Here is an 18,429-nt window from a genome sequence, read left to right on the forward strand (position 1 = left end):
CGCAGGTCGCCGGCTTGTTTGTTGTAGACGCCGAGATCGACATCGACCGCGCGAAGCAAAGCGCGCCGGCCGATGCTCTATGCGATCAATGCGCCGCGCCCGGCGTCATACCGTTATGGCGCAACAACGCATCGATATTCGGCTCGCGCCCACGGAACGCCTTGAACGATTCCATCGCCGGTCGGCTGCCGCCCACCTCCAGAATCTCCTTGCGATACCGCATGCCGGTCACCTGATCGAGCACGCTGCCGCTCGCGGCTTGCGCCGCTTCTTCGAATGCGGCGTAGGCGTCGGCGGACAGCACTTCCGCCCACTTGTAGCTGTAGTAGCCCGCCGCATAACCGCCCGCGAAAATATGGCTGAAGGTGTTCGGCCAGCGCGAGAACGAGGCTTGCGGCACGACGTGGAAGCGCTCGTTGATCTCGCTCGCGAGTTCGATGGCGTTCTTCGTGCCGCTCGCGTCGAAGCCGGTATGCAGTTGCATGTCGAACATCGAGAACACGATCTGGCGCAGCGTGCCCAGGCCGCTCTGGAAGTTCTTCGCGGCCAGCATCTTGTCGAACAGATCGCGCGGCAGCGGTTTCGCGGTTTCGACGTGCGACGTCATGTCGCTCAGCACGTCCCACTCCCAGCAGAAGTTCTCCATGAATTGCGACGGCAGTTCGACCGCGTCCCATTCGACGCCGTTGATGCCCGACACGCCCAGTTCATCGACGCGCGTGAGCATGTGATGCAGGCCGTGGCCGAATTCGTGGAACAGCGTGATGACTTCGTCGTGCGTGAAGCAGGCGGGCTTGCCGCCGACCGGCGCCGAGAAGTTGCAGGTCAGATACGCAACCGGTGTTTGCACGCCGCCATGCGTGTGCTTGTGACGGCCGCGCGCATCGTCCATCCAGGCGCCGCCGCGTTTGCCTTCGCGCGCATACAGGTCGAGGTAGAACTGCGCGACCAGGCCGCCGTCCTGATTCTCGACGCGGAAAAAGCGCACGTCCGGATGCCACACGGTTGCTTCGTCGCGACGGATACGCACGCCGAACAGCGTTTCGGTGACCTTGAAGAGGCCCTTGAACACGGCGTCTTCAGGGAAGTACTGTTTGACCTCGTTCTCGGAGAACGAATAGCGCTTCTGACGCAGACGTTCGGCGGCGAACGTCATGTCCCACGGTTGCAGATCGCTCATGCCGAGTTCGTTCGCAGCGAATTCGCGCAACTCCTTCCAGTCCAGCTCCGCGTGCGGACGCGCGCGCGTCGCGAGGTCTTCGAGGAAGGCCATGACCTGCGCGGGCGACTCGGCCATCTTCGGCGCGAGCGACACTTCCGCGAAGTTGTTGAAGCCAAGCATGTGCGCTTCTTCGGCGCGCAGCTTCAACTGCTCGGCGAGCACCGCGGTGTTGTCCCACTCGGGTTTGGCGTTGCCGTACTGGGGCCCAAGCTCGGATGCGCGCGTCACGTACGCGCGGTACATCGCTTCGCGCATCGGACGATTTTCCGAGTACTGCATCACCGGGAAATACGACGGGAAATGCAGCGTGAATTTGTAGCCGGTCTTGCCTTCGCGTTCGGCCGCTTCCTTCGCGGCTTCGATCACGTCTTCGGGCAGGCCGGCCAGCTGCGCTTCGCCGCCGGCTTCGACCACGTAAGCGTACGCATTGGTCGAGTCGAGCACGTGATCCGAGAACGCTTTGGACAGCGCCGCCTGGCGCTCCTGCAATTCGGCGAAATGCGGCTTCTGGTCTTCCGGCAATTCGGCGCCGGACAGACGGAAATCGCGCAGCGCATTGCCGAGAATCTTCTTGCGCTCGCCGGTCAGCGACGCGAAGTCGCTGCTCGCGTTCAGCGCCTTGTACTTTTCGTACAACGCGAGATTCTGGCCGACGCTCGACCAGAATTCGGTGACGCGCGGCAGGTTCTCGCCGTACGCGGCGCGCAGCTCGGGCGTATCGGCGACCGCGTTCAAGTGGCCGACCACGCTCCATGCGCGCGACAGCGGTTCGGTGGCGCGCTCGACCGGCTCGACCACATCGGCCCACGACGCGGGCGTGATCGGCAGCGCGGCGCGCTCGACGGCGGCGGCCGCGTCGGCGAGCAGCACATCGAGGGCGGGGGTCACGTGTTCGGGGCGGATCTCGCCAAAGCGCGGCAGGTCGGAGAAATCGAGGAGCGGATTGTCGTGATTCGAGGCGGTAGTGGACATAAGGCTTCCTGTCTGGCGCGGGTGAACGGGTAATCGGTGCATCGACGGGCGCGCGCGATCACGCCCTGTGGCACCCGATACGGACATTATTGGGGCGGGACGCGCCGATTCCAATCCGTCGGCAGACAAATTATCAGATGTCGGGGCACGGTGCGCGGATGGCGCGTGACGGCAGACGTGTGGCGGGAGCCGAGCGACGCGGCGTCCGCCGTATCGCGTTCCTGTGAGGAGGCGGACGACAACGGGCGGCGAGCGCTGCTGATGTGCGGCGTGCCGGCATACCGCCGTGGGGCGGCGGTGTTTGCTTTTTCTGTCAGCGATAGGGACGAGCGGGCTTTGGCACGCTCTTTCAGGAAGGAAACGGCCACGGCAACAACGCCGCCTTCGTGCAGCCTCAAGCCGCTGTTGCCGTCGCCTGCGCTCACTCCATCACGCTTGCGCGGCGTCCGCTTCGCGCTCGGCGGCTTCGATCGTATTGACGAGCAGCATCGTGATGGTCATCGGGCCGACGCCGCCCGGCACCGGTGTGATGTAACCGGCCACTTCCTTGACGCCCGCGAAGTCGACGTCGCCGCACAGCTTGCCGGCTTCGTCGCGATTCATGCCGACGTCGATCACCGCCGCGCCCGGCTTCACCATGTCCGCGGTGAGGATGTTGCGCAGGCCGGTGGCCGCGACCACCACGTCGGCATTGCGCGTGTGGGCCGCCAGATCGCGCGTCTTGCTGTGGCAGATCGTCACGGTCGCGCCCGCTTCGAGCAGCAGCAGCGCCATCGGCTTGCCGACGATGTTCGAGCGGCCGATCACCACCGCGTTCGCGCCTTGCAGCGCAATCTCATAAGCGGCGAGCATCTTCATCACGCCGTACGGCGTGCACGGGCGGAACAGCGGCCGACCGGTCATCAGCGCGCCGGCATTGGCGACGTGGAAGCCGTCGACGTCCTTCTCCGGCGCGATCGCTTCGAGCACCTTGTGGCTGTCGATGTGCTTGGGCAGCGGCAGTTGCACCAGAATGCCGTGGATGCGCGGATCGCGGTTCAGTTCGTCGATGCGCGCGAGCAGGTCGGCTTCCGGCAGGTCGGCCGGGTAGCGGTCGAACGACGAGCCGAGGCCGTTGTCGTGACACGCCTTGACCTTGTTGCGCACATAGACTTCGCTGGCCGGATTGTCGCCGACCAGCACCACGGCGAGGCCCGGCTGATGGCCGCGGGCGGTGAGGGCGGCGGCGTGCGCGGCGACGTCGGCACGCAGGGTCTTGGAGAGGGCTAGGCCGTCGATCAGTTTGGCAGTCATGGTCGGTCGAGATGGGGAGTTTGGAAAGCGGGGCAGGGCGCGGGCGCGGCGGCGGGCCACGCGCGACGGCGTTTTTCAGCGGGAATGGGTCGGAGCGTGAAAAGCGCGCGGCGCGAATCGGAGATAGGCGCAACTGCAAAGTCCGACATTATACCGGCGCAGCCTGGCGCGCCGCGTGTGGAATCCCGGTTGCGCGAACGAGTCGAGTGCCAGCACGCGGGCTACGCGGGCCTTGCGTGGCGTGCCCACAGTCCCACGCCGAACGGCGGGAAGCGGGTCCTGAAGAGGGTCTCGACGCAGACTGGGAAACAGGCAGAAAGCACGTAAGAGGCCGGCCACCACGCGTTACAGATCGGCGCGGCAAACGAGGCGCGCCGAGCGGCGCCGGCGCAGAGCCGTCACGGGCCGGACTCATGCGCAGTCCGGCCGTGGATCACTCGATAACTCGTAGCGGGGAATGCCGCCCGGCGCTTTTTATTGCGCCGCTTGCGGCTTGTTCGACAGCGCGAGTCGTAGCAGATCGGCGACCGTGTTGACGTTGAGCTTTTCCATGATGTTCGCGCGATGCGCTTCGACCGTCTTGATGCTGATGCCGAGGTCGTCGGCGATCTGCTTGTTCAGGCGGCCCGCGATGATGCGCTCGAGCACCTGATGCTCACGTGCGGTCAGCTTGCCCAGACGCTCGGCGGCGGCGCGTTGCTGCTGCACGCTGGTGCTCTCGCTGCGCGCCTTGTCGAGCATGCGCTCGACCAGCTTGCGCAGCTCGGCTTCGTCGAACGGCTTCTCGATGAAGTCCATCGCGCCTTTTTTCATCGTCGACACCGCCATCGGCACGTCGCCGTGGCCCGTCACGAAGATGATCGGCAGCGATGCGTTGTCGGCGATCAGGCGTTCCTGCAACTCGAGCCCGCTCATGCCGGACATCCGCACATCGAGAATCAGGCATGCGATCTGGCCCGGGTGCTGATGCGGCTGCCATGCGTCGATGAACTGCTCGGCGCTGGAGAAGCATTGCACGCGGTAGCCGTTCGCCTCCAGCAGCCAGCGCAGCGAATCTCGCACGGCCTCGTCGTCGTCGACGACAAAGACAGTTTCCTGTGTGGTGACTGGGCTGTTCATAGCTCTCCCGTAACGGTTTGTGGTGTCGGCGCCTCTGACCCGCCGTTGCTCGGGCCGTCAGGCTCTCCAATAGGCAGACTGCAATGGAACGTGGCGCCCGTGATGTGGCCGTCGGACTCGACGTTGTTCACCACCCACAGACGGCCACGGTGCGATTCGATAATCGAACGGCAAATGTTCAGCCCCATGCCCATACCATCGGACTTGGTGCTGTAAAACGGTTCGAACAGCCGCTCGGCTGTCGCTTCGTCGACGCCCGGACCCTGGTCGACGACGCTGATGCAGACAAATCCGCTCTCCAGCCGCACGACCACGCGGATCACCGGATCGACCGCGTTCGGGCGCGCTTCGGCCATCGCTTCGGCGCCGTTCTTCAGCAGGTTGACCAGCACCTGCTCGATCAGCACCGGGTCGACGTAGATCACCGGCAGGCGCGAGCGCAGATCGGTGACGATGCGAATGCGGCGCTTCCTCGCCTCGATCTCGGCCAGACCCACCGCGTCCGCGACGATGTCGGCGACGCGCGTGGCTTGCCGCTTGGGCTCGCTGCGCTTCACGAACTCGCGGATGCGCTTGATGATCATGCCGGCGCGCACCGCCTGCTGCGCGGTCTTTTCGAGCACGGGGAGCAGATTGTCGGGTGTGGTCCGACCGGATTTAACCAGTGCGACGGTTCCGGAGCAATAGTTGTTGATCGCGGCGAGCGGCTGATTGAGTTCGTGCGCGAGCGACGAGGCCATTTCGCCCATAGTCATCAGGCGGCTGGTGAACTGCAGCTTTTCGTCCTGCTGGCGCGCCAGTTCCTGGGCGCGCTTGCGGGTGGTGATGTCGGTCGCGATCTGCATCTGCGCGAGGTGGCCGTCCACCCACTGGATGTACTGGCGGCGCACCTCGAACCATTTCTGGATGCTTTGCACGTAGATTTCCTGCGCGTCGGCGGTGCTTTCCGTCAACGCGGCGGCGGGCAGTCCGGCATAGGTATCCACCATATCGATCGAATCGGACGATGCCTGTGCGCTATCGAACCCGCCGCCGGCCAATTCCAGATGGCCGTCCGGGCGAATGCCGAACAGATGCCGGTAGTAGCGGTTGGCGAACAGCAGCTCGGCTTCGTCGGCGGCCAGCACGGACACCGCGGCGTCGAGGCTTTCGAGCACGGTGGTGAAGCGCTCGTGGGCGGCGGCGAGTTCCTCGCGTGCGCGTTTGGGCTCGGTGATGTCGGTCATCGACGACATCCAGCCGGTCTGGCGCCCCGAGCTGTCGATCAGCGGCGACACGTAAAGGCGCGCGTGGAACAGTGACCCGTCCTTGCGGCGCACCCGCAATTCGAAGCCCGACGACGGCGCCTTGCCGCGCAGCGTCATGTCGAGTTGGCGCTGCATCTCGGGGTAGGCGTCGCGCGGCCAGTACGCGAACGGCGCGTTCTTGCCGACCAGATCGCTCTCGTCCCAGCCGGTCATGCGGCAGAACGCCGGGTTCACGTGGGTGATGCGGCCGTGCATGTCGAGCACGCGCATGCCGATCAGCACCGAATTTTCCATCGCGCGGCGGAAGAACGCTTCCGCGTACAGCGCCTGTTGCGCTTCGAAGCGCTGGCGCGTGTGTTTCCACAAACTCCAAAGGCTCCACAGCACGAAACACGACAGGCCGGCCACCAGCCACACCAGGGTGTTGTTGGTGAAGTTGGTCATCTGCGGGAACGCGTACACGCGCACCGAGATGCCCTGGCCGGGCGGATCGAGCGGCAGATCGTAGAACATGTCGCGCGGCAGGCGCGGGCGGGTCGACGTGGTGGTCAACTCGCGGTTGTTCACGTCGATGATCGAGATCTTGTACTTGGCCGACAGCTCAGGCGGAATGTCGCGCTTCAGGATGCCTTCCACCGAGAACACCGCGGCGATCGAGCCGAGAAATTCGCGGTCGCGGAATACCGGCGTTTGCAGTGTGATGTAGCCGTTGCCGAGGTCGTCGTAGATCAGCGGCGAGTACACCTGGCGGCGCGTGTTGCGCGCCTCGGCGAAGGCGGCCTTGACGGCTTCGTCCATCTGCGCGTCGTTCGGCCGCGCGAGCCGCTGGCCGAACACGGGCAGCGCGGTGTTGGGCCAGCGCGGCTGTTGCGCGCTCGTGTACCAGTTCATGTAGAGGATCTCGGGATGCCCCTGCATGATGTCCGTGGTGGACACCTGGAACGAATGCGGATCGGCGTGGCCGGTAGCCAGATCGCGCGCGAGCGCCTGGATCTGCTCCTGCGCGCCCGTCATGGACAGACGGATCTGCTGCTGCGCCCACGCGACATTGCGATAAAGCGTGTCTTCCTGCTGCTGCTGTTCGCGCCGGTTCAGACTCCACAGGATCAGGCTCATGACGACCAGGAACACCAGGATCGACAGGAGCGGCGTCAGCAAATAGGAATTCGACCACCATGGTCCATGGTGCCAGCGGGAGGACGGCGTCGAATCCGCCGGCGAACCGGCGGTGCGCGCCGAGCGAGTGAAAAGCCGTTCGGTCAACATGCGTGGCATTGTAGCGCAGCGCGTCCCTTACAAAACGCGCAAAAAAGCACGGAAAGTCGCGTTAATCGGCGCAAACTAGCCGACGTATCCGTCGAACGGCAGTCAAATCAGGTTGCGCTGCAGCAATTTTCCGCATTATGAGAATCGATCTCGTAATTTGAAAATTTTGTTGCGTGGACGTCGGGACCCTTATTACAATCGGCCGAAGCTGCCGCGGTCGTGCCTCGTCCGCGCCGTCTGTCCAAAGTGCGTTCCTCTACATCCAGGAGACGAGCATGTCCGCTGTACCCGACGAAGTCATGAAATATGTCGCCGCCGAAAAAGACGACGATCCCCAGGAAACCGGCGAATGGCTTGAAGCGCTGGATGGCGTGATTTCTGCTGTGGGCCCAGACCGTGCCCATTACCTGATCGAGAAACAGATCGAGTTCGCGCGCGTGCATGGCGAACATCTGCCGTTCTCGGCCAACACTCCGTACATCAACACGATTCCGGTCGCGCGCCAGGCGAAGATCCCCGGCGATCAGGACCTCGAACACCGCATCCGCTCGTACACCCGCTGGAACGCCATCGCGATGGTGCTGCGCGCCGGCAAGGAAACCAACGTCGGCGGCCACATCGCGTCGTTCGCTTCGGCGGCCACGCTGTACGACGTCGGCTACAACCATTTTTGGCATGCGCCGTCGGCCGAACACGGGGGCGATCTCGTGTTCGTGCAGGGCCACTCGTCGCCGGGCGTCTACTCGCGCGCGTTCCTGCTCGGCCGTCTGACTGAAAACCAGCTCGACAATTTCCGTCAGGAAGTAGGCGGCGAGGGCATTTCGTCGTACCCGCACCCGTGGCTGATGCCGGACTTCTGGCAGTTCCCGACCGTGTCGATGGGCCTCGGCCCGATCATGGCGATCTACCAGGCGCGCTTCATGAAGTACATGCAGGCGCGCGGCGTCGCGAAGACCGACGGCCGCAAGGTCTGGGCCTTCCTCGGCGACGGCGAAACGGACGAGCCGGAATCGCTCGGCGCGATCGGCATGGCCGGCCGCGAACGCCTCGACAACCTGGTGTTCGTGATCAACTGCAACCTGCAGCGTCTCGACGGCCCGGTGCGCGGCAACGGCAAGATCATCCAGGAGCTCGAAAGCGAATTCCGCGGCGCGGGCTGGAACGTGATCAAGGTCATCTGGGGCAGCCGCTGGGATGCGCTGTTCCAGCGCGACAAGTCGGGCGCGCTGATGCGCCGCATGATGGAAGTCGTCGATGGCGAATACCAGACGTACAAGTCGGAGTCCGGCGCCTATGTGCGCGAGCACTTCTTCAATAGCCCGGAGCTGAAGGCGCTGGTCGCCGAATGGTCCGACGACGACATCTGGAATCTGAACCGCGGCGGCCACGATCCGCACAAGATCTACGCAGCGTTCCAGGAAGCGTCGAATTCGAAGGGCCAGCCGACCGTCATTCTCGCGAAGACGATCAAGGGCTACGGGATGGGCGAAGCCGGCCAGGCGATGAACATCACCCACCAGCAGAAGAAGATGCAGGTGGAGCAGCTGAAGAAATTCCGCGATCAGTTCCGTCTGCCGATCGCCGACGAAGATCTCGTCAACGTGCCGTACCTCAAGTTCGAAGAAGGTTCGAAGGAACTGGAGTACATGCGCGCCCGCCGCCAGGACCTCGGCGGCTATCTGCCGGCGCGTCGCCAGAAGGCGGAATCGCTGCCGGTGCCGGAACTCTCGGCATTCGAGCCGCTGTTGAAGGGCACGGGCGAAGGCCGCGAGATCTCCACGACGATGGCGTTCGTGCGGATCCTGAACATCCTGCTGAAGGACAAGGCGCTCGGCAAGCGCGTCGTGCCGATCGTGCCGGACGAGTCGCGTACCTTCGGCATGGAAGGCCTGTTCCGCCAGATCGGTATCTGGAATCAGGAAGGCCAGAAGTACGTGCCGGAAGATTCCGACCAGCTGATGTTCTACCGTGAGTCGGAAACCGGTCAGATCCTGCAGGAAGGCATCAACGAAGCCGGCGGCATGGCCGACTGGATCGCAGCCGCGACGTCGTACTCGACGCACGGCGAGATCATGATCCCGTTCTACATCTTCTACTCGATGTTCGGCTTCCAGCGTATCGGCGACCTCGCATGGGCGGCGGGCGACATGCGCTCGCGCGGCTTCCTGCTGGGCGGCACCGCTGGCCGCACGACGCTGAACGGCGAAGGTCTGCAACACGAAGACGGCCACTCGCTGCTGTGGGCCGCTTCGGTGCCGAACTGCATCAGCTACGACCCGACGTTCGGCTACGAACTCGCGGTCATCATGCAGGACGGTCTGCGCCGCATGGTGGCTGACCAGGAAGACGTGTACTACTACATCACGGTGATGAACGAAAACTACGAGCACCCGGCGATTCCGCAGGGCGATGCCGTAGCGGCCGACATCATCAAGGGCATGTACGCGTTCCGCAAGGCCGAGGCGGACAAGAAGGCGCCGCGCGTTCAGCTGATGGGCGCGGGCACGATCTTCAACGAAGTGATCGCCGCGGCCGACCTGCTGAAGAACGACTGGGGCGTCGCCGCCGACCTGTGGAGCGTGCCGAGCTTCACCGAACTCGCGCGCGAAGGTCACGAAGTGCAGCGCTGGAACCTGCTGCACCCGACCGAAGAAAAGAAGCTCTCGCACGTCGAGAAGCTGCTGAAGGACGCACAAGGTCCGGTCATCGCATCGACCGACTACGTGCGCGCGCTGACCGAGCAGATCCGCGCGTTCGTGCCGCAGAAGTTCGTCGTGCTGGGCACGGACGGCTATGGCCGTTCGGACACGCGCGAGAAGCTGCGTCACTTCTTCGAAGTCGACCGCTACTGGGTCACGGTTGCCGCGTTGAATGCATTGGCAGACGAGGGCACGATCGAACGCAAGGTCGTCGCCGAGGCGCTCAAGAAATACAACCTTGATCCCGCCAAACCCAACCCGATGACCGTCTAAGGCATCATTCCCCGTGTGCCACGGCGCGCGCGCCCGCCTCTGATCGACAGAGGCCGGGCGCGGGCGCGGCCCAGGAGACACTAACAATGAGTCAAGCGATCGAAGTCAAGGTGCCGGACATCGGCGATTACAAGGACATCCCTGTGATCGAGGTGCTGGTGAAGGCGGGTGACACCGTCGAGAAAGAGCAATCGCTCGTCACGCTGGAGTCCGACAAGGCGACCATGGACGTGCCGAGCTCGGCCGCCGGCGTCGTCAAGGAAGTAAAGGTCAAGGTCGGCGACAACGTGTCGGAAGGTTCGCTGATCGTCGTGCTGGATGGCGCTGCGGGCGGTGCGGCCGCTGCCGCGCCTGCCGCCGCACCGGCGCCTGCGCCCGCTGCCGCACCGGCCCCCGCGCCGGCTCCGGCTGCCGCGCCCGCGGCGAGCGGCGGCCTGCAGGAAGTCAAGGTGCCGGATATCGGCGACTACAAAGACATTCCCGTGATCGAAGTCGCGGTGAAGGTCGGCGATCGCGTCGAGAAAGAGCAGTCGCTGGTGACGCTCGAATCCGACAAGGCGACCATGGACGTGCCGAGCTCGGCCGCCGGCGTCGTCAAGGAAGTGAAGGTCAAGGTCGGCGATACGGTCTCGGAAGGTTCGGTGATCGTCGTGGTGGAAGCCGAAGGCGGCGCGGCTGCGGCGCCCGCACCTGCCGCGAAGCAGGCACCGGCCGAAAAGCCGTCCGACGCGCCGGCGACGCCGTCGCCCGCACCGGCGGCTCCGTCAGCGCTCGCGCAAGCGCCGCTGATTCCGGCAGGCGAGGGCGGCACACGTCGCGCGAGCCATGCGTCGCCGTCGGTGCGCAAGTTCGCGCGCGAACTCGGCGTCGACGTCACGCAAGTGCAGGGCACGGGTCCGAAGGGCCGTATTACGCAAGCCGACGTGACCGCCTTCATCAAGGGCGTGATGACTGGCCAGCGTGCTGCGCCCGCAGGTGCGGCAGCACCCGCAGCGGGTGGCGGCGAGCTGAATCTGCTGCCATGGCCGAAGATCGACTTCACGAAGTTCGGTCCGATCGATCCGAAGCCGTTGTCGCGCATCAAGAAGATTTCGGGCGCGAATCTGCATCGCAACTGGGTCATGATCCCGCACGTCACGAATAACGACGAAGCGGACATCACCGAACTCGAAGCGCTGCGCGTGCAGTTGAACAAGGAAAACGAAAAGGCCGGCGTGAAGATCACGATGCTGGCGTTCGTGATCAAGGCCGTGGTGTCGGCCCTGAAGAAATTCCCGACCTTCAACGCAAGCCTCGACGGCGACAACCTCGTGTTCAAGCAGTACTACCACGTGGGTTTTGCAGCCGATACGCCGAACGGTCTGGTGGTTCCGGTGATTCGCGACGCGGACAAGAAGGGTCTCGTCGAGATCGCGAAGGAAATGACCGATCTGTCGAAGGCCGCGCGCGATGGCAAGCTGAAGCCGGATCAGATGCAAGGCGGCTGCTTCTCGATTTCGTCGCTGGGCGGGATCGGCGGCACGAATTTCACGCCGATCATCAACGCGCCTGAAGTCGCGATTCTCGGTCTGTCGCGTGGAGCGATGAAGCCGGTGTGGGACGGCAAGCAGTTCGTGCCGCGCCTCACGCTGCCGCTGTCGCTGTCGTATGACCATCGCGTGATCGACGGGGCGGAAGCGGCGCGCTTCAATGCCTACCTGAGTGCGATTCTTGCCGATTTCCGGCGTGTGATTCTTTGATCGGTTGGTGAGGTTGTTGCCGGGGCGCGGTTGCCCGGGCAGATTGCTCAAGCAGTTTGCCTGGCTCATCCGCGTCCCTCTGTTTGCGCAGCGCGCCATGCGCGCGCGGCTCATCACCGATCAATAAGAGAAGGGGACACCATGAGTCTCGTCGAAGTAAAAGTGCCGGACATCGGTGACTTCAAGGACGTCGATGTCATCGAAGTCAACATCAAGCCGGGCGATGCGATCGAAAAAGAACAGTCGCTGTTGACGCTCGAGTCCGATAAGGCTTCCATGGAAGTGCCGAGCGATGTCGCCGGCACCGTCAAGGAAGTCCGCATCAAGACCGGTGACAAGGTTTCGCAGGGCACGGTGGTCGCGCTCGTCGAAACGTCCGGTGAAGCGGCGCCCGCGAAGGAAGCGCCGAAAGAAGCCGAAAAAGCGCCGGCGCCAGCTGCCGCTCCTGCCGCGCCCAAGGCCGCGGCGCCCGCTCCGCAAGCCGGTAGTTTCTCCGGCAGTGCGGACATCGAGTGCGACATGCTCGTGCTCGGTTCGGGCCCGGGCGGCTATTCGGCCGCGTTCCGCTCGGCCGACCTCGGCATGAAGACGGTGCTGGTCGAGCGTTATCCGACGCTCGGCGGCGTGTGTCTGAACGTCGGCTGTATTCCGTCGAAGGCGCTGCTGCACACCGCGCTCGTGATCGACGAAGCCGAAGAACTCAGCGCGCACGGCATCACGTTCGGGAAGCCGCAGATCGATCTCGACAAGCTGCGCGATTTCAAGTCGGGCGTCGTCAAGAAGCTGACGGGCGGTCTCGCGGGCATGGCCAAGATGCGCAAGGTCGAAGTGGTGACGGGCACCGGCGCGTTCGTCGATCCGCATCACATGGAAGTGCAGACCGAAGGCGGCAAGAAGGTCGTCAAGTTCAAGCAGGCGATCATCGCCGCGGGCTCGGAAGCGGTGAAGCTGCCGTTCATTCCGGAAGATCCGCGCGTGGTCGATTCGACCGGCGCGCTCGAACTGCGGCAGATTCCGCAGCGCATGCTGGTGGTCGGCGGCGGCATCATCGGCCTGGAAATGGCGACGGTGTACGCGACGCTCGGCGCGAAGATCGACGTGGTCGAAATGCTCGACGTCCTGATGGCCGGCGCGGACCGCGATCTGGTCAAGGTCTGGGACAAGTACAACAGCAAGCGTTTCGCAAACGTCATGCTGAAGACCAAGACCACCGCGGCCGAAGCGAAGGACGATGGCATCTACGTGTCGTTCGAAGGCGAGCAGGCGCCGGCCGAAGCGCAGCGCTATGACCTCGTGCTGGTCGCTGTCGGCCGTACGCCGAACGGCAAGAGGATCGGCGCGGACAAGGCCGGCGTCGCGGTGACGGATCGTGGCTTCATCGACGTCGACAAGCAGATGCGCACCAACGTGCCGCACATCTTCGCGATCGGCGATATCGTCGGTCAGCCGATGCTCGCGCACAAGGCGGTGCACGAAGGCCACGTCGCCGCGGAAGCCGCGCATGGCGAAAAGGCGTACTTCGACGCGCTGCAGATTCCGTCGGTGGCTTACACCGATCCGGAAGTGGCGTGGGCCGGCAAGACTGAAGACCAGTTGAAGGCCGAGGGCGTCAAGTACGGCAAGGCGGTGTTCCCGTGGGCCGCTTCGGGCCGCGCGATCGCCAACGGCCGCGACGAAGGCTTTACGAAGCTGCTGTTCGACGAGGAAACGCATCGCGTGATCGGCGGGGGGATCGTTGGTCTGAACGCGGGCGACCTGATCAGCGAAGTCTGTCTCGCGATCGAAATGGGTGCAGATGCAACGGATATCGGCAAGACGATTCATCCGCATCCGACGCTCGGCGAATCGATCGGAATGGCCGCCGAGCTGTATGAAGGCGTCTGTACCGACCTGCCGCCGCAAAAGAAGAAGTAACGCTGCTCGTTGGGGGCCGTCCGCTTGCGGGCGGGCCCCGCGAAAAAAAACGGCGCGTCCTGTGAAGGGCGCGCCGTTTTTTTGACCCCGGACAGGGCAGAACAAGCAGACGATCGGCAAAAAAATCCCGGCCTTACGCCGGGCAAACGATACGTTGTTCAACGTATCGGAGCGTTCGGCCAATCAAACCGTGTGAGCGGCAACGGCACGACGCTGTTGCTTGCGATAACGCCGGCCCAGCGGGTGCGCTGGGCCGGCGTGGGGTGCTGCGTCAAAGCGAAGGCTGAAGCTTAGACTGCCTTCTTGGCCGAGCGCGATGCTTGCGCGGCGGCTTGCGAAGCTGCCTTCGATGCGGCCGTAGCGGCTGCATTGAAGTTGCTTTCAGCGATCTCGACGGCTTGCTTGGTTGCCTTGTGGACCGTTTCGTACGTGGTGTTGGCGGCGGTGATCGCCGACTTCATCACGGCAACTGCGGTTTCCGAACCGGCCGGCGCGTTCTTCGCGACGTTTTCGACGAGCGATTGAACCTTGCGGTTTTGTTCTTCGAACTGGGCTTCAGCGACGCGAGTGAATTCACCTTGCGTGGCCGAGACGATTTCATACACGTGGCGGCCATACGACAGCGCCTTTTCAGCCACCGGCTGCGCGAGGCTTGCCTGCAGCGCCAGCAATTCTTGCGCGTCCTTCACCGACAAAGCGCGTTGGGCATTTTCCTGGCTTTCCGCGAGGGTCGATTTCACGACTTGCAGGTTCAGTTCAACCAGCTTTTCGACGCCTTCAAATGCTTTGGTCGTCAGGCCGAACAGCGTTTCGAAGTTGGCTTTCTGGGCTGCGGCGAATTGCTCAGGGGTCAGCAGAGTCATGGTTTACGCTCCTGGATAGCGGTCTGTCTGTGCGGACCGCATTGGGTGGGTGGCGAGACGGGTTAGGTCGTCTCCCCGGACCGCGATGTATTGTGCATCGCAGCAATGGTTCCCATTTTAAGATGCGCGCAACGAATGTCAAGTATTTTTTGTGCGTCGCACAATGTTAAGAAATTGCTGATAAAACAGTACCTTATGCAGTAAGCATGACATTCAGATGACAGCGGCCGATTCGTCTGCCGCACCGTGCTGGTGCGGCAGAAAAGGGGCTACTGTTGGCCACTTTGCAGCTAATTTTCCGCAGGAATGCGCGAGCGTCCGGTGGTAACGTCTTGCATCTTGAAATAATCCGCGCATTTGCAGGTTCCGTGTAAACCGCCGACTGTTGCGGAACGTTAATGAGCTAAGTCGGTCGAACGCGCGTCGTCGATTTCCAGCAGGCGCTTAAGAGGCTGGATACGAGGCGCGACGACGTTCCACGGCATTGGCGCCGCGCATCGGCCAGTGCCGACCGTATTTCCCCTGATCAAGGTTGTCTCAAACTTGCCGTTATGCTGCAAGAATCCCCTCGATTCGCGCTGATGCGGCAATGGTGAGGCGCAGTGCGTCTCGATCGTTTTTTTCGATCGAGACGCGGCACTTATTTGTGTTTTTGCGATCGGAGCTTACAAGCCGGTTTAAGGAGTGCTCATAAGTGCTTAAAATTGCTAATTTTTCGTTGTTTTACTACACTTGCGGAAAACTCTCGCCGCTCCCTACCGAACACCCATGAAAACCGACATGTTTTCGTCGCTAAAAGTGATCCACGGCGCGGCCCGCAGCACCGCTCTGTCGGTGGCCGTTTCTCTGGTCGTCGCAGCGGCGTTCGCCACGCCCGTCAGCACTTTTGCCGCTACGCCTGCTGCAAGTGCAAAAACCTCCAAACACGCAAAAGCCGCCAAGCAGCCGGCCGCCGCCACTGCCGCCGCGAAGGAGTCGAGCAAGTCGGCCAAGGCCGGCAAAGGCGCCGCCGCCAAGACCGTGGCTGCCGCGGACGACGATGCGCCGCGCGTCAACGTCAAGCGCAAGCGCGTGAGCTTCACCTCGAACGGCCGTCATCACTCGGTGATGCGCCGCGTCGCGTACGAGCCGCGCCAGCCGACCGTCGGACAGGCTTTCGGTCTGCACGAAACGCCGGACGCGCTGATGCTGCGCTCGAGCGTGGCTTATGTGATCGACCAGAATACCGGCGAGTCGCTGTTCGACAAGAACTCGCGCGCCGTGGTGCCGATCGCATCGATCACCAAGCTGATGACGGCGATGGTGGTGCTCGATTCGAAAGAGCCGATGACCGACCAGATCGAAGTCACCGACGAAGACCGCGACTACGAGAAGAACACCGGCTCGCGCCTGTCGGTGGGCTCGGTGCTGTCGCGTGAAGACATGCTGCACATCGCGCTGATGGCCTCGGAAAACCGTGCCGCCGCGGCACTGTCGCGTTACTTCCCGGGCGGCCGACCGGCGTTCCTCGCAGCGATGAACGCCAAGGCGAAGCAACTCGGCATGACCGACACGCACTTCGAAAACCCGACGGGTTTGACGAGCCAGAACGTGTCGAGCGCGCGCGACCTCGTGAAGATGGTCAACGCGGCGTACCAATATCCGGTGATTCGCCGGTTCTCGACCGACCACAGCTATGAGGTGTACACCGGCAAGCGCACGCTGGCGTACAACAGCACCAATGCGCTGGTGCGTAACCCGACGTGGGACATCGGTCTGCAGAAGACCGGTTTCATCAACGAAGCGGGCGAGTGCCTCGTGATGCAGGCGACCATTCATGGTCGTCCGATGATCATGGTGCTGCTCGATTCGTCGGGCAAGTACTCGCGTTTCGCGGACGCCTCGCGTTTGCGCACGTGGCTGGATAACGGCGGCGACCAGGCGCGCATTACCAGCGCGGACGCCGGCGGTTCGGGCACCTGACGTGGTACGGCGGCCGACCGGTTTTCCGGATCGGCCAGCTCGAAAAAAAGCCTCGCGAATTGCGAGGCTTTTTTTTTTGTACTGAATGTCGACTATGGAATGCCGAAGGAAAAGTCGCTGTGGTCCTAGCTGTGCTGGCCACGCGAATGGTCGTGCGGCGCTTGCGGCCGATAGCCGAGCGATTCGGAAATCATCAGCGCCGTCTGGCTGAGCTGCCCGAGCCAGGAGTCCTGCAAGCGGTCGGCCGGCGCCGATAACGACAGGCCCGCGACCAGCTTGCCGGTGTCGTCGTAAATGCCGGCGGCAATACAGCGAACTCCGAGTTCCAGTTCCTCGTTGTCGCGCGCGCAAGCCTGCTGCCGCACGTGCGACAGTTCGCGCTCCAGCTTGGTCAGGTCGGTGATGCTGTTCTGCGTGTGCCCCGAAAGCCCGGTGCGCGTCGCGTAAGCCCGCACGCGGGTCGATTCGTCGGCGGCGAGGAACAGCTTGCCCACCGAGGTCAGATGCAACGGCGCCCGCCCGCCGATGGCCCGCACCACCTGCATGCCGGAGCGTTCGGAGTACGCGCGTTCGATATACACGATCTCGTCGCCCTGGCGCACCGACAGGTTCACGGTCTGGCCCGTCTGGCGGTGCAGTTCGCGCATCGGTGTGAGCGCCGCGTCGCGTACCGACAGGCGCGCCTTCACCAGATTGCCCAGTTCGAGCAGGCGCATGCCGAGACGGTAAGTGCCGGGGTCCGAGCGGTCGACCAGCCGGCACATCACCATATCGTTCAGGATGCGGTGCGCGGTGGACGGATGCAGCTCCGTGCGGATAGCGAGTTCTTTCAGGCTGACCGGGTCGCTATGCGCCGCGAGTGCATCGAGCAGGCGCATCATGCGTTCGATTACCTGGATCGAAGTTTTGGGATCCGGGTTCGTATCGCTCATGGGAGGAATCGGGTGGCGCGTCAAACAGCGGAAATTGATTGTATCTCGTATTGTGAAAAAAGCGAACGCGCTTCGAAGGGCTGCTCCAATTTCGTCCTATGTTCGTCCTAGGCCTTCTGGCCGTTGGTATTGTGCGCCAAACAGCGGATAATCAGGGACGTTTTCCCGAAGGAGGGCTCATGCGAGTCGGATTGTTCGTCACCTGCCTGGTCGACCTGATGCGTCCCGAAATCGGTTTTTCGGTTATCAAGCTGATCGAAGGCGCCGGTTTCGAGGTGGTGGTGCCCCCCGCGCAGACCTGTTGCGGCCAGCCCGCATACAACTCGGGAGAGCGGCGCATCGCACGCGATCTCGCCGAAAAGACCCTGCGCGAGTTCGAACAGTTCGATTACGTAGTGGTGCCCTCGGGGTCGTGCGGCGGCATGATCCGCGCGCACTATGGCGACCTGTTCGCCGACGATCCCGAACTGATGAACCGCTTCGGGCGGTTGCGCGCGAAGGTGTTCGAGCTGACCGATTTCCTCGTCAAAGTCGCCAGGGTGCAATTGCAGCCTGGCGAGTTCGCGGGCCGGGGTCAGGTGACGTACCACGACTCCTGCTCGGGTTTGCGTGAACTCGGCGTCAAGAGCCAGCCGCGCGCGTTGCTCGCGCAAGTCGGCGTGGCGGTGAAGGAGATGAAGGACTGCGAGCATTGCTGCGGTTTCGGCGGCACGTTCGCAGTCAAGTACGGCGATATTTCGACGGCGATCGTCGACGAGAAATGCGCGAATATCAGTGCGAGCGGCACCGGCACGGTGGTGCTCGGCGATCTTGGCTGCATGCTCAATATCGAAGGCCGTCTGCGGCGTACCGGAGACTCGACGACGCGGGTGCTGCACATCGCACAGGTGCTGGCCGGCGACGTGTGAGGGCATCGCCCGTTCGCCGC

General features: G+C 63.4%; 11 protein-coding genes. 5 read left to right on the plus strand and 6 right to left on the minus strand.

Annotation, left to right across the window (positions count from 1 at the left end; translation table 11 throughout):
• Window positions 1–85: 85 nt before the first annotated feature.
• The 4 genes from FVF58_RS01360 to fixL all read right to left on the minus strand — a co-directional run bounded on the left by FVF58_RS01360 (window position 86) and on the right by fixL (window position 7,119).
• Complete coding sequence (locus tag FVF58_RS01360; protein ID WP_149668153.1) at window positions 86–2,194, minus strand: M3 family metallopeptidase; 2,109 nt, start codon at window positions 2,192–2,194, stop codon at window positions 86–88.
• 429 nt (window positions 2,195–2,623) lie between these two features.
• Window positions 2,624–3,487, minus strand: coding sequence for a bifunctional methylenetetrahydrofolate dehydrogenase/methenyltetrahydrofolate cyclohydrolase FolD (folD, locus tag FVF58_RS01365; RefSeq protein WP_149668154.1), 864 nt, complete (start codon window positions 3,485–3,487; stop codon window positions 2,624–2,626).
• A 474-nt stretch (window positions 3,488–3,961) separates the two neighbouring features.
• Window positions 3,962–4,606: an oxygen response regulator transcription factor FixJ gene (fixJ, locus tag FVF58_RS01370; RefSeq protein ID WP_042322743.1), complete on the minus strand. Its 645-nt coding sequence runs from the start codon at window positions 4,604–4,606 to the stop codon at window positions 3,962–3,964.
• Window positions 4,603–7,119 (minus strand): oxygen sensor histidine kinase FixL, encoded by a 2,517-nt coding sequence (gene fixL / locus FVF58_RS01375; protein WP_149668155.1) that lies wholly within the window; start codon window positions 7,117–7,119, stop codon window positions 4,603–4,605. Before fixL ends, fixJ begins: the two co-directional genes overlap by 4 nt.
• A 275-nt stretch (window positions 7,120–7,394) precedes the next feature.
• Between fixL and aceE the strand changes: the two genes are divergently transcribed.
• The 3 genes from aceE (at window position 7,395) to lpdA (ending at window position 13,744) form a co-directional block, all read left to right on the plus strand.
• Window positions 7,395–10,091, plus strand: a complete 2,697-nt coding sequence (aceE, locus tag FVF58_RS01380; RefSeq protein ID WP_149668156.1) for a pyruvate dehydrogenase (acetyl-transferring), homodimeric type — start codon at window positions 7,395–7,397, stop codon at window positions 10,089–10,091.
• Between the two features lie 86 nt (window positions 10,092–10,177).
• Window positions 10,178–11,830 carry a dihydrolipoyllysine-residue acetyltransferase gene (aceF, locus tag FVF58_RS01385; RefSeq protein ID WP_149668157.1) on the plus strand — a complete coding sequence of 551 codons (1,653 nt, stop codon included), beginning with the start codon at window positions 10,178–10,180 and terminating at the stop codon, window positions 11,828–11,830.
• Window positions 11,831–11,971: 141 nt separating this feature from the next.
• Complete coding sequence (lpdA, locus tag FVF58_RS01390; protein ID WP_149668158.1) at window positions 11,972–13,744, plus strand: dihydrolipoyl dehydrogenase; 1,773 nt, start codon at window positions 11,972–11,974, stop codon at window positions 13,742–13,744.
• A gap of 290 nt (window positions 13,745–14,034) precedes the next feature.
• Here lpdA and FVF58_RS01395 read toward each other — a convergent pair whose 3' ends face one another.
• The gene (locus tag FVF58_RS01395) at window positions 14,035–14,607 is read right to left on the minus strand and encodes a phasin family protein (protein WP_095418901.1); all 573 of its coding nucleotides are present in this window, start codon (window positions 14,605–14,607) and stop codon (window positions 14,035–14,037) included.
• A 768-nt stretch (window positions 14,608–15,375) separates the two neighbouring features.
• On the opposite strand from FVF58_RS01395, the gene pbpG reads away from it, so the two are divergent.
• Complete coding sequence (gene pbpG, locus FVF58_RS01400; protein WP_149668159.1) at window positions 15,376–16,569, plus strand: D-alanyl-D-alanine endopeptidase; 1,194 nt, start codon at window positions 15,376–15,378, stop codon at window positions 16,567–16,569.
• A gap of 125 nt (window positions 16,570–16,694) precedes the next feature.
• On the opposite strand, the gene FVF58_RS01405 is transcribed toward pbpG, so the two are convergent.
• A complete protein-coding gene (locus FVF58_RS01405; RefSeq protein ID WP_149668160.1) occupies window positions 16,695–17,501 on the minus strand; it encodes an IclR family transcriptional regulator in 807 nt (268 codons plus the stop codon).
• Window positions 17,502–17,680: 179 nt separating this feature from the next.
• On the opposite strand from FVF58_RS01405, the gene FVF58_RS01410 reads away from it, so the two are divergent.
• The gene (locus FVF58_RS01410) at window positions 17,681–18,409 is read left to right on the plus strand and encodes a (Fe-S)-binding protein (RefSeq protein ID WP_149668161.1); all 729 of its coding nucleotides are present in this window, start codon (window positions 17,681–17,683) and stop codon (window positions 18,407–18,409) included.
• Window positions 18,410–18,429 lie beyond the last annotated feature (20 nt).

This window comes from Paraburkholderia panacisoli (genome assembly GCF_008369935.1).
Classification (GTDB): domain Bacteria; phylum Pseudomonadota; class Gammaproteobacteria; order Burkholderiales; family Burkholderiaceae; genus Paraburkholderia; species Paraburkholderia panacisoli.

Excerpts from the sequence above, each read along its gene's own strand:
- lpdA (WP_149668158.1), top strand. The coding sequence starts at position 11,972 with ATGAGTCTCGTCGAAGTAAAAGTGCCGGACATCGGTGACTTCAAGGAC.
- FVF58_RS01410 (WP_149668161.1), top strand. The coding sequence starts at position 17,681 with ATGCGAGTCGGATTGTTCGTCACCTGCCTGGTCGACCTGATGCGTCCC.
- fixJ (WP_042322743.1), bottom strand. The coding sequence starts at position 4,606 with ATGAACAGCCCAGTCACCACACAGGAAACTGTCTTTGTCGTCGACGAC.
- fixL (WP_149668155.1), bottom strand. The coding sequence starts at position 7,119 with ATGTTGACCGAACGGCTTTTCACTCGCTCGGCGCGCACCGCCGGTTCG.
- aceF (WP_149668157.1), top strand. The coding sequence starts at position 10,178 with ATGAGTCAAGCGATCGAAGTCAAGGTGCCGGACATCGGCGATTACAAG.
- FVF58_RS01405 (WP_149668160.1), bottom strand. The coding sequence starts at position 17,501 with ATGAGCGATACGAACCCGGATCCCAAAACTTCGATCCAGGTAATCGAA.
- FVF58_RS01360 (WP_149668153.1), bottom strand. The coding sequence starts at position 2,194 with ATGTCCACTACCGCCTCGAATCACGACAATCCGCTCCTCGATTTCTCC.
- FVF58_RS01395 (WP_095418901.1), bottom strand. The coding sequence starts at position 14,607 with ATGACTCTGCTGACCCCTGAGCAATTCGCCGCAGCCCAGAAAGCCAAC.
- folD (WP_149668154.1), bottom strand. The coding sequence starts at position 3,487 with ATGACTGCCAAACTGATCGACGGCCTAGCCCTCTCCAAGACCCTGCGT.
- aceE (WP_149668156.1), top strand. The coding sequence starts at position 7,395 with ATGTCCGCTGTACCCGACGAAGTCATGAAATATGTCGCCGCCGAAAAA.
- pbpG (WP_149668159.1), top strand. The coding sequence starts at position 15,376 with ATGAAAACCGACATGTTTTCGTCGCTAAAAGTGATCCACGGCGCGGCC.